This is a genomic window from Actinoplanes sp. TFC3, assembly GCF_001553785.1.
Classification (GTDB): Bacteria; Actinomycetota; Actinomycetes; order Mycobacteriales; family Micromonosporaceae; genus Actinoplanes.
In genome coordinates this window covers 1,098,436-1,109,734 of record NZ_LOJP01000002.1, presented here as the reverse complement: position 1 = coordinate 1,109,734, position 11,299 = coordinate 1,098,436, and the positions used below count along the sequence as shown (strand labels likewise).

Sequence of the window (11,299 nt, the reverse complement as noted above, 5' to 3'; positions counted from 1 at the left end):
GCGGCGGGGTTGCCTTCTCAGCCGGGGTTCGCTTGCGCGGGGTCGGTGGGGGCGCTGCGGACGTACCGGATGATGGATTTGGAGGTTGGAAAGTCACCGCGGGGGCCGAGCGGGCCGGGGTCGAAGTGCCTTCGGGCTGCTCAGGGGTGCTGAAGTCGGGCCGCGGGGCACGCGGGCGGCGCGGCGTCGGCGGGTTCTCCTCCATGCCGAGCGAGCCTAGCCGCTGCGCCAAAGTTTCACCTGTTGGAGCGTTCGGCGCGCGGAGGCATACCTGTTTGAACCGGCCTCATGCTGTCCGGTATCCTCAACGATCGGTAGCCAATGGTTGCCGGGGAGACTTCGCCTAGTCTGGTCTATGGCGCCGCACTGCTAATGCGGTTGGGGTTTTATAGCCCCTCCCGGGTTCGAATCCCGGAGTCTCCGCGTGTTGGGTCGGTGTGTATGCTGGCAAAGCACTGAGCGCCCGTAGCTCAATGGATAGAGCATCTGACTACGGATCAGAAGGTTAGGGGTTCGAGTCCCTTCGGGCGCACAAGATCATTGAGGGTCTGAGCTGCAGGAATGCGGTTCAGGCCCTTTCTGCTGTCCGACCTGTCTGGACGGTGGGTGTCGTGTGGGTGCCTCATGGGTGTCGTCACTTTACGTGACGATTCGGGTGTCGGCGGGTACGTGACCTGCGGCTTCTCTTCTTAGCTGCGGGCCGTTTTTCGGAGGTTGTTTGTTTTTCGTCGCGTCCGGCGGGCCGGTCCTTGGCGGCCTTTTCCTTGATGCGTTGGCGGGTGTGCTGGGCGGCGGCCAGGACCAGGGCGGCGGTGGTGTCGGCGCAGCGTCGCTGGGAGTCGGGTAGGACGCTGGTGTAGGTGTCGGCGGTGACCACGATGCTGGAGTGCCCAAGCAGATCCTGCAGGGTCTTCAAGTCTGCGCCGGCCTCGTGGGCCAGCGACGCCGCGCCGTGGCGCAGGTCGTGCAGCCGGACCGGCGGGAGGCCGGCGCGGTCGATGAGGATCCGGAACCGGGTGGTGGCGTAGCTCGGGTTGATCGGTTCGCCGTCCTTGCGGGTGAACACGTAGCCGGAGTCGGTCCAGCTCTGGTGGGCGGCGTGGCGGCGGTCACGGCGGTCGAGTTGGCGGCGGCGGTGTGCGCGCAGGACGGCGATGGTGTGTTTGTCCAGGGCGACGGCCCGGCGTCCGGCGGCGGTCTTCGGGTCGCCTTCGATAACCTCATAGCCGGCGGTGGTGCGGTTGCGTTCGACGAACAGCAGCCCGCGGTCGAGGTCGATCGCCGCCCATTTCAGGCCGCAGAGTTCGCCGCGGCGTAGTCCGCGCAGGGCGGCGAGCCACCAAAGTGCGAACAGCGAGTCGTCGACGACGCTCTCGAGGAAGCCGCTGAGCTGCGTGGCGGTCCAGACGGCGACGGCGGGGTGTTCGCCGGTGCGTTCCCATTGCTCGACGCGGCCTTCGGTCCAGACCTGGGCGTGTGGGCGTCGGTAGCCGTGGATCTCGATGTGCCGGGCCGGGTTCGACTCGATCAGTTCCTCCCGGACGGCCAGGTTCAGCGCGGCCCGCAGGGTGGTGCGCAGGTGCGTGAGCGCCGACGGGGACTGGGGTTTGCCTTTGGCGTTGGTGGTCGTGGCGATGTCGGTGAACACGGCGCGTAGCAGGGGCCCGTCCAAATCTGAGAGCCGGTAGTGGCCGAGGTGAGGGATGAGGACGAGTTCAACGTCGCGGGTGTAGGCCAAACGGGTGGTCGGCCGGATCCGGGTGCGGGTGTCGAGCCAGTGCCGCAGCCACCGCTCGAGGGTCCAGCCGTCACCGCAGCGGCGGGCGGCCCGGTCGGCGAGAGTGTCGTCGCGGGCTTGCCGGGCGGCGGTCTGGGAGGGGTAGCCGCCGCGGCGGATGCGTTCGGATCGGCCGAACAGGTTGGGTGCGAAGCAGTGGAAGTACCAGGTTCCGTGCCCGCGATCGGCTAGCTTCGGGCAGTGCCGCTCGAGGCGCTGGCCGCGACTGTTGCGGCATCCGCATCGCTTGAATGTCTTTCCGGTACTGGCCATCGCTGTCCTCCGCTGTCGGGCCTGTGCCATCGAGCGTGACGCCTAGGGCTGGAGTGAGGGATTCCCCCGATGGAGGGACACGCTGGTCGGCTAGGAGTCGTGGGTCGGTTGTGAGGTGCCCTCGTATTTCAGGAGGCGGCCCGGATCGATGCCGTTCATCATGATGTTGTGGTTGATCGCGCCCAGCGTGGCCTCCACCCAGTCCCACTCGATCAGCTGAGGGAGGGGCAGATAGCCCCAGCGACGGAAACGGCGGAGCTGGTTGTCGTCGAGCAGGGTGCGGCCGACGCGTTCCCTCGGCCGCTGCAGAACGTCGTTGCTCATTGTCTGGCCTTTCACGTCGGAATTTCGACGGCGCAGCGCGGCTCCGTGGCAGACCTGCTCCCGAAGCTTTATGCTCATCGCTTTCATCGAATATGGAAAGCCTCTCCGATGCTGTTCAAGGCGGTGTCTTGTCGTTTGGGAAATGCCCAGAAGCCGCCGTTGAAATGCACAACCCGCCGGGTCAGGAGGCCACCAATTCGCGAATCCGCTCGACCGCACGCCGGAAATAGCGGTGATCGACCGGCCGGGTCGGCAGATCGGCCAGCGAGTACAGGTCGAGGGCCCGGCTGAGCTGGTGCCAGTTCGTGGGTAGGGCTCCGCCGGCGTCGCGGAACCCGGTGAGGAACCCGTCGGTGAACGCGGCCGGCCGCGGATCGCCCAGCATGTTGCCCACGTCGAACAGCGGCGCACTGCTGAACGCGAACTCCCAGTCCAGCACCGCGGCCACCACCCAGCGTCCGTCGTCGTGACGCACGAGCAGGTTCTTGGGGTTGAAGTCGGCGTGTACCAGTTCCCGGGAGCCGTGCAGCACCTCCAGGTCGGCGGCGCTGCGTTCGGCGAACGACACGAGTTTCCGCTGCTCCACGTCGCTGAGGTGACCGGCCGCATTGCCCTCTGCGAGGCAGCGCCGGACGAACGCGTCAACGCCGCTGGTGGGCTTCATCCGGCCGGGCCGGGATGGAGCGCACCGCCGGAGAAGAACCCCGGTGCGGCGAACGACACCGACCCGATACCGGCCAGCACCTGGCTGGTCGCCTGGCCCAACTCGGCCGCGGCCGGGCCGGGCACCTCGTCGACCTGATCGAGCGTCAGGGCGCGAACCTGATGAGGAGCAGGGCGTGGACTGCGACGAGAGCGATCACGGCTCGTAGAGCCGGGAGGTCTTCGAATACCAGCAGGTCGCTCGGGTTGCAGCCGAGCACTCCGCTTCCACCCCGCTGGCGGGTAAAGCCGAGTACCTGGGCGCCCGCGGCCTTCAGGTTGTCGCAACGGATCTTGCCGGTCCGAACGCCGCCAAGCATGGTGAACGCCCTTACCTCGACGACGATCGCCGCTTTCCCACCGAAGCCGGTCAGGTCCGAACGCACTGAGTCGTGGTCGTCGCACCCGTCTGACACCGGCCACCGAGGATGGCGACTCTCCGGCGGTCGCTGACCACCGCCGCAGAAGCGATCGTTGTGGTCTGCAGGGCCCGGGAGAAACCTGCCCGGTTCCCGCGACGTGCTGTTCCCGACACTCGGCCGGCTTCCCAACACCGCGACACTGGTCCAGCAAAATCGCCACGTTCAGCGCGCGTCTCCCCGACGATCCTCGAATCGATGCGCCGCTGACCCGCCGGCACGGCGCGGGCCCGCCGGATCCGCGTTCGCGACCCTCCGTAACACCTCGATCGGATACCACCGTGCCAACGGCGCCACCAACATCGCCGAAGCCACCCGAGAAGCCAACCACCGCCCCCCCACGACCTCGATTCGCTGTTGCGACGAATTCCGCAGCGACTGGCAGGACCGGATGCGAGCCGATCTTGTCGACGGCCGACTTCCGGGTCGCTCGATTAAGAGTGTCGGCCCGCCCGGCATCACCTCCTGTACAACAGCGAGAGGGTCGGTCTGCACGAAGCAGCCCCGCAATAGCAGTGGTAGAGATGAGTAGGTTGCCCGATCGGAAAGAGGGAACTGGACATCATGGTGGCTGAGTCTGAGCACTCGACGGGTGATCACGGCGTGTCCGGGAGTTCGGAGGTCGTGGGGCAGGTGTTCGAGCAGCTGCCATTGCTGATCTTGGCCGCCGAAGGGGTGGAGCAGCGGGTCGTGGCGGCAACCGGCGCGTACCGTTCCTTCACCGGGCGTTCTGAGCTTGTTGGGCTGCGCTTGCGGGAGGCGTTTCCTGAGTCGTTGGGTCAGCAGGTCATTGAGATCTTCGACCGGGTGTTCGCCACGGGCGTGTCGGAGCACCTGCGGGATTTTCGGGTTCAGATCGAGTTGCCTGACACTGGTGGTCGGATGGAGTTCTACGCCGATGTCAACGTCTATCCCCGGCGCGGGCCGGACGGTGCCGTGGTCGGGGCTACAGGGGACATCGTCGATGTGACCGCCCGCGTGCGGGAACGGCAGGCCGAACAACGCCGCACCAGTGAGGCCGAGCAGCGTTACGCCCGGGCCCGCGACGTCATCGACACTTTGCAGCGGGAACTGCTGCCGGACGGGTTGCCGGTCCTGCCGCGGGTGCAGATCGCGGCCAGCTATCTGCTGGCCGACGCCGAGACCGCGGCCGGGGGTGACTGGTTCGACGCGGTGGCGTTGCCCGACGGGCGGGTCGCGTTGATCGTGGGCGACGTGGTGGGGCATGGGGTGGCGGCCTCGACCACGATGGGCCAGCTGCGCATCTTGCTGCACGAGGCGTTGGCCGCCACCGCCGACGTGGCTGCGGCGCTTACCATGCTGAACACGGCGGCGGCGCGGATCCGGGGGGCGCGGGCGGCCACGGTGTGCGTGGTGCTGCTGGACCCGGTGGACGGAACACTGCGATATTGCACCGCCGGTCATCCGCCGCCGCTGGTGGCTTCGCCCGACGGCACATCGCGGTTCCTGGCGGCGAGTGGCGCCGGTCCGGTCGGGGTCGGCGGCGAGTTCACCGCAGCAGTGATCGGCACTGACCGGCTGGCCGACGGTGACCTGGTGCTGCTGTACTCGGACGGGATTCTGGAGCGACCAGGCCGGCAGCTGACAGCCAGCACGGTGGAGTTGGCCCAGGTCGCCGCTGACATCGCCGCCAACCGGGCCCTGCGCGACGACACCGACACCGCGGCCGGGCGCCTGACCACCCAGACGTTGGAGCTGCTGGTCCGGGTCACCGGGCATGCCGACGACATCACGCTGCTCGCCGGACAGTGGGTCAGCCCACCGGCCGCCCTGCGGCGGCAGTACGCCGCCACCGCCGAGTCGCTGCGGGCCGTCCGTGAGCACCTCGACGAGTGGCTGACCAGCGCCTGGATCGGCGAGCAGGACCAGACAGTGCTGCGGCATGCGGCCGTCGAGCTGGCCACCAACGCCATCGAGCACGCCTGGATCGACACCGCCGCCGAACAGCACCGCCTCACGCTCACGGTCGAGCTCACCGATACCGGCCAGGCCCACCTGCAGGTCGCCGACCAGGGCCGGCGGCGAGCGCCCGCCCCCTCACCGGAGAGAGGCCTGGGATTACAACTGGTCGAGCGGCTGGCCGACAGCCTGCAGGTCACCCCCGACCAGCACGGCACCACCGCCACGGTCCGGCACCGGCTGAGCCGACCAGCCCGGCTGCTGACCACCGGTGATCTCACCTGGACCCCGCCACCCCGCCCGGTGCCCCAGGAGACCCTCCTGGTCGCGGACGAAACCTCGGCCTCTCGTATCCGCGCTGCCGGGCCGATCGACGCCGGCACCGTTGAAGCGTTCGTCCGAGCGGTGCGGGCCGCCAACTCGGCCGGTGTCCGGTCGCTGACCGTCGATCTCACTGCGGTCACGCACCTGGCCAGCGCCGGCGTCGCCGCCCTGCACCAGTTGACCGCCCTGCACCGGGCCAACGGCACCGATCTGCGGCTCTACGCGCCCACCGGCTCACCCGCCGACGTGGTGTTGTCCCTGGTCGGCCTCGACCACCACACCGACGACCCCGACCGTGGCCGAGGCCCGCACCTGCAGGAGGACAACCCGACGGCCGGCGACACATAAGTCACCGATGGTGCGGGTAGTGTCGGTGAATAGCCACGGAGCCGAGTCCGGGCGGTGACCCATGCAGGACCGCGCGACATCCGTGCCGACAGTCGGCGAACCGCACGTCACGGTCAATACTTCAGGTTCGCATCGCCGGGTCGAGCAGGCCGTCATCGACACGGAGACACGGACCAGTCGCCGGGCGATGCTTGCCGCCTTTTCCCACCGCCTGCGTCAGGCACCGGACACGCTGACCGGCGACGACTTCCTGCGGGTGACCGATCGGCCGGTCGTGCTCACCGCGATCGCCATCACCACATCGGCGGTCGCCGACGGCTGCGTCCTGTCGATCTTCGATCCGCGCCGGGGCGCGTTACGGATCGCTCGCCGTCGCGCGGTGACCGCGGCGTTCGTGCGGCACTTCGCCTCGGTGGACGCGTCGGTGGCTTGCGCGTGCGGCGCATCGGCGACCCGGTCATGGTCGATGACATCACCCGCAGCCCGATCTTTACCGGGCAGCCGACCCTGCAGGTCATGCTCGACGCCGCATCCGTGCCGTGCACGCCTATCCGCTGCACGCCGATCCCGGCACCCTGCTCGGTGTGCTGTCACTGCACCATCGGGCCGCCGGCCGCCACCCCGGGGCAGGAACGCCCCGCCTGGACTACCTGCCAAGCGTTGACACACGTCACTGTAAATCCGGACGACACCAGTCCGCCGACTCCCGGACGAATTACCCGGCGAGTCGGCTCAGTCCACCAGGAGCCGCCGATGACCGCGGACATCACTGCCACCCGGACCGCCGACGATGCGGTCACCCTCACCGTGCGTGGGCCGCTGGACGTGCTCACGGCACCCGACTTCGCCGCCCTCGCCCACCAGACGATCGCGGACCTGACCGCCGGGCAGCTGCTCATCATCGACGTGAACGCGGTGAACATCCTCGCCGTCGCGGGCGTGCGCGCCCTGCTGGCCGCAACCCAGTTGTCCACGGCCAAGGGCGTGCACAGTTACGTGCTGATGGCCCCCGACCACGATGCCCGACGAGTGCTGGAAGCCCTCGATGCCGCACCACAGTTACCGCTCATCACCGATGCGGCTGCGATCACCGGAGATCGAAGCCCATGAGCAGCCACCCCCTCCTGCTCTACCGCGACCTGCACGACCTTGCCGAACGCGTCGCAGCCGGACCACCCGACGAGAAACATCCCGTCGTGCTGGCCTGCGACCCCGCACACCACGCCGCGCTCGCCGGTGTGCTCGCCGATCGCGTCATCGCGCCGATGCGGCGACCCGACATCCACACCCGCCCCGCCGCGGCACTCGCCGAATACCATCGGCACGCCCGCCAGCTCAAGCGGGACGCCACCGCTGTCACGATCATCGCCCAACCGGATCCGGGCACCGCCCCGCGGGCGTGGATCCGTGCCGCCCGCTGCGAAGCCGCCGTCGATCTGACCGCGGACGACAGCAGCATGCACCTCATCTGCGCCTATCCCACCTCGCTGCCCGAACCTCTCCTGACCAGCGTCCTCAGCACCCACGCCGTACTGATGACCCGCGACGGAGCCCAACCCAATCAACGCCACACCAACCCGGCGGCCGTGCTCATCCGGCACAGCCCACACCGGCCGGTCCCGGCGCCGGCCCAGCCACCGGTACTGCATATCGCCGGGTCGGAAACCATCCAGGACCTGCACCAGATACTGCGGCAGATCACCGCACACCTGGCGCAGACGCCGACCCTCATCCGGACCGACTTCGTCGCGGCCGTCAACGAGATTCTCACCAACGGATACCTGCACGGTGCACCGCCGCTGCAGGTCACCCTGTGGGTCGGAGACCAAGAGGTCGACTGCCGGGTCACCGACCACGGCCGGGGCCGGCCCGATCCGACCGCCGGGTATCGGGCACGGACCAGTTCCCGGCGGGCCGGAGCGGGACTGTGGCTGGCCCGGCAACTTTGCGACGACATCGACACCTGGCGCCACGACGGCACCTTCACCGTCCGCGCCGCCACCTCGACCGCAGCCCCCCGCAACCGCCAGCACAACGGCGCCCACGCGCGAGCCGAAACCGCACACACCCGCGCCGCGCTCATCACAGCCCGCTCCCGGCTATGGCACCCGTAGTCGGTTCCCGCCTGGCCCCGCAGGTGTCGGCGCACGGGTTCCAGCCGTCAGGGCCATGATCCGTTCCTGTCACGCCATGTGCGCAATGGGTAGGATGCCGCCGGCGGCGACGCGCTGCCGGGGTGGCGCAGCGCGGAAATTGTGTGTCGTGCGATGGCGCATGGGTCGTGTATAACGGCGGCATGGAGCCGGCGTTCGACGTCGTGGTCATCGGAGCATCGGCCGGCGGGATCGAGGCCGTGTCTGCGGTGCTGTGCGCTTTGCCGCGAGACTTCCCGGCGGCGGTCGTTGTGGCGATGCATTTCCGCGCCGCTGGCAGCCACGCGGCCGAGGTGTTCGCGCGGGACACGGACATGCGGGTGCGGGTCATCGACCATGGCGACCGCTTGGAGGTTGGCACCGTCTACGTGTCCCCGCCGGGCGTCGCTCTGGAGGTGGAGCCCGACGGCACCGTTTCGATGATCTCCCGGAGGAACGCGCATCACCCGATCGATGCGACGCTCGAGTCCGCAGCGACCTCCTACCGGGCACGCGTGCTCGCCGTCATCCTCACCGGCATGCTCAGCGACGGCGCGCGCGGCGTCAGCGCCGTGAAGGCGCAGGGCGGCACAGTGATCGTGCAGAGCGAAGCCAGCTCCTTGCATCCGGCGATGCCCAAGGCCGCGATCGGCACCGGCGTCGTCGACATGGTCCTGCCGCTGGGCGATATCGGTAAGACGATCAACGCGTTCGTCACGCGAGGTGTGCTGCCCGCGACGAACCGGGGGGTGGGCGCCCTCGAGTGGGTGTTCGGCGGCAACGGCACCCAGGCCACGCGCCTGCGGGCTGTGGACTGGGCCGCGACGTCGATCGGCCCGGTTGAGGACTGGTCACCCGAGTTGCAGGCCATCGTCCGGCTCGTGATGGCCGCGGGCATGTCGATGGGCGTGCAGCTGGGCGACGACTACACCCTCGTCATCAACGACGCGGCCGCGGCGACGCTCGGTCGCAAGCCCGCGGAGGCCGTGGGACGGCCTTACTTTCAGACGTGGCCGGAGATGAAGCCGCATCTCGGGCCGGTGTTCGAAGCCGTCCACCGGGGTGAGATGTTCTTCTCCGAGGACGCGCTGTTCGAGTTCGACGCCAACGGCCGCATCGAGGAGAAGTACTACACGAGCTCCTTCCTGCCGATCGTGACGAGCCGCGGGATCGAGGGCGTCTTCGGGCCGGGCGTCGAGACGACCGTCAACGTCCTCGCGGCGCGGCGCATGCGCACCCTCGCGACTCTTGCCACCGTCCCTCGGGCTCGTGACGTCAACGACACGTTCGCGGCGCTGCTGGCTGCGCTCGAGGACAACCCGCACGACGTCCCGTTCGCGGTGGCTTACGAGATCAACGCGATGCAGAAGCAGGCGACGTTGAAGGGCACGGTCCGTGTCCAGAGCGGCAGTGCGATCGCGCCGTACGTCGTCGACCTTCAAGGCCACCGCCCGCCGTGGCCGTTCCGTGAGGTCTTCGAAACCGGCACTGCGCTGCTCGTCTCCGACCTCGCGGCACGCTTCGACACCACCAGCCTCGGCCCTGGCCCCGATCCGACGGCCGAGGCGCTCGTGTACCCGATCGCCGGTTCGCCGCCGGGCGGGATGCTCGTCGTCGGCTTGAACCCGCGGCGCGTGCTCGACGCCCCGTACCGCGACTTCCTCGATCTCCTCGCGTCGCAGATCACCGCCGGCATCCTCGAGGCGCAGGCTTTCACCATGAGCCGGCGGCGCGCCGAGGCTCTGGCCGAGGCGAACCGTGCGAAGACGGAGTTGTTCTCGAACGTCAGTCACGAGTTCCGCACGCCGTTGACGCTGATCAGCGGTCCACTCGAGCGTGCGCTCACCCAGCGGGCGCAGCTTCCCGACACGGTCGTGCGTGATCTCGATGTGGCCCAGCGCAGCGCGCAACGACTCCAGCTGCTCGTCGGCTCCCTGCTCGACATGGCACAGATGGAGGCGAAGCGCCTCGTGCCGCGATTCGAGGAAGTCGATCTGGCCGAGCTCACCCGCAGCATCGTGGCGCTGTTCGCCTCGGCAGCCGAGGCGGCCGGGGTCGCGCTCGCCGTCGATTGCCCACCGCTTGCCGCGACGGTCGCCGTCGATCCGGAGATGTGGGCGAAAGTGGTCGTGAACCTCATGTCGAACGCGCTGAAGTTCACCCGCGAAGGAGAAATCCGGGTCGTCCTGCGCGCGCGGCCGCAACACGCCGAACTCGTCGTCAGCGACACCGGAGTCGGCATCGACGAAGCCGATCAACCGTACGTGTTCGACCGGTTCTTCCGCGGAGGTCGCACCGCGCCGCGAAGCGGCGAGGGCTCGGGCATCGGGCTGGCCCTCGCCCGTGAACTCGTGCAACTCCACCACGGGCGTATCCGGGTGCGCAGCGGACCCGGAGAAGGTGCGACCTTCACCGTCTGGATCCCGACGTTCGTACGCGCCTCCAAGTCGCAGGCGTTGCCGCGAGAGGCCCCAGCCGACGTCGCCGCGCTCGCGGAGGGAGCGCTGGCATGGGCACATACCCCAGCCGAGTCGCGCAGCGTCGTCGGAGCGTCGCAGCTCGAGGGCCTCGAAACGATCCGCGCGGCGACGACCGGCTCACGGGTGCTCGTGGTCGACGACAACGTCGACATGCGCACCTACATCCAGCAGCTGTTCGCGGCGACAGGCTGGCGCGTCGACACCGCCGCGGACGGCGATGACGCCTTCACCCGTCTTCGTGAACAGCACGTCGACATCGTCGTCGCCGACGTGATGATGCCCAAGACCAACGGTCTCGAGCTCGTACGCCGCGTCCGCACCGACACTGAGCTCCGCCGGACGCCCATCGTGCTCGTCACCGCCCGCGCCGACGAGAGCGCCGCGATCGACGGGCTGCTCGCCGGCGCCAACGACTACATCACCAAGCCGTTCTCGGCACGGGAGCTCGTCGCGCGCGTCGGAGTGCAGATCGAGCTGTCCCGCGTCCAGTAATGCTGCGACCGGACGCTCCACAGCTTCTTCGACGCGTCGGCGATGGATGTGGGGGGTCTTCGACCAGCACGGACAAGTCATTACCTCAGGCCCGACATGCGCCGGTCC

Annotated in this window: 9 protein-coding genes and 2 tRNA genes; 7 read left to right on the top strand and 4 right to left on the bottom strand. The window is 68.8% G+C overall.

The genetic code is table 11. From position 1 onward, the window contains the following. Window positions 1-332 precede the first annotated feature (332 nt). Together TFC3_RS32230 and TFC3_RS32225 are read left to right on the top strand one after the other, a co-directional pair. Window positions 333-423, top strand: a tRNA-Ser gene (locus TFC3_RS32230). A gap of 36 nt (window positions 424-459) precedes the next feature. Further along, window positions 460-532 (top strand) — tRNA-Arg (locus tag TFC3_RS32225). Window positions 533-634: 102 nt separating this feature from the next. Here TFC3_RS32225 and TFC3_RS32220 read toward each other — a convergent pair. The 3 genes from TFC3_RS32220 to TFC3_RS32210 form a co-directional block, all read right to left on the bottom strand. Then, window positions 635-2,050 carry a tyrosine-type recombinase/integrase gene (locus TFC3_RS32220; RefSeq protein WP_173745419.1) on the bottom strand — a complete coding sequence of 472 codons (1,416 nt, stop codon included), beginning with the start codon at window positions 2,048-2,050 and terminating at the stop codon, window positions 635-637. A 90-nt stretch (window positions 2,051-2,140) separates the two neighbouring features. Beyond that, window positions 2,141-2,461, bottom strand: coding sequence for a hypothetical protein (locus TFC3_RS32215; protein WP_153040573.1), 321 nt, complete (start codon window positions 2,459-2,461; stop codon window positions 2,141-2,143). A 94-nt stretch (window positions 2,462-2,555) separates the two neighbouring features. Continuing rightward, a complete protein-coding gene (locus TFC3_RS32210; protein WP_161952716.1) occupies window positions 2,556-2,960 on the bottom strand; it encodes a phosphotransferase family protein in 405 nt (134 codons plus the stop codon). A 9-nt stretch (window positions 2,961-2,969) separates the two neighbouring features. Here TFC3_RS32210 and TFC3_RS38340 point away from each other — a divergent pair, with 9 nt between their 5' ends. Further along, window positions 2,970-3,176, top strand: coding sequence for a hypothetical protein (locus TFC3_RS38340; RefSeq protein WP_161952715.1), 207 nt, complete (start codon window positions 2,970-2,972; stop codon window positions 3,174-3,176). Between the two features lie 7 nt (window positions 3,177-3,183). Here the strand turns inward: TFC3_RS38340 and TFC3_RS38645 are convergent, their stop codons facing one another. Next, on the bottom strand, window positions 3,184-3,462 hold the full coding sequence (locus TFC3_RS38645) for a hypothetical protein (RefSeq protein WP_153040572.1): 279 nt from the start codon (window positions 3,460-3,462) through the stop codon (window positions 3,184-3,186). A 597-nt stretch (window positions 3,463-4,059) separates the two neighbouring features. Between TFC3_RS38645 and TFC3_RS32195 the strand changes: the two genes are divergently transcribed. The 4 genes from TFC3_RS32195 to TFC3_RS32180 all read left to right on the top strand — a co-directional run bounded on the left by TFC3_RS32195 (window position 4,060) and on the right by TFC3_RS32180 (window position 11,191). Next, window positions 4,060-6,087 (top strand): SpoIIE family protein phosphatase, encoded by a 2,028-nt coding sequence (locus TFC3_RS32195; protein ID WP_067509462.1) that lies wholly within the window; start codon window positions 4,060-4,062, stop codon window positions 6,085-6,087. Window positions 6,088-6,840: 753 nt separating this feature from the next. Then, a complete protein-coding gene (locus TFC3_RS38335; protein WP_067509460.1) occupies window positions 6,841-7,197 on the top strand; it encodes an STAS domain-containing protein in 357 nt (118 codons plus the stop codon). Continuing rightward, the gene (locus TFC3_RS32185; protein ID WP_067509459.1) at window positions 7,194-8,201 is read left to right on the top strand and encodes an ATP-binding protein; all 1,008 of its coding nucleotides are present in this window, start codon (window positions 7,194-7,196) and stop codon (window positions 8,199-8,201) included. The genes TFC3_RS38335 and TFC3_RS32185 overlap by 4 nt, the downstream gene beginning before the upstream one ends. 182 nt (window positions 8,202-8,383) lie before the next feature. After that, complete coding sequence (locus TFC3_RS32180) at window positions 8,384-11,191, top strand: chemotaxis protein CheB (protein ID WP_153040570.1); 2,808 nt, start codon at window positions 8,384-8,386, stop codon at window positions 11,189-11,191. Window positions 11,192-11,299 lie beyond the last annotated feature (108 nt).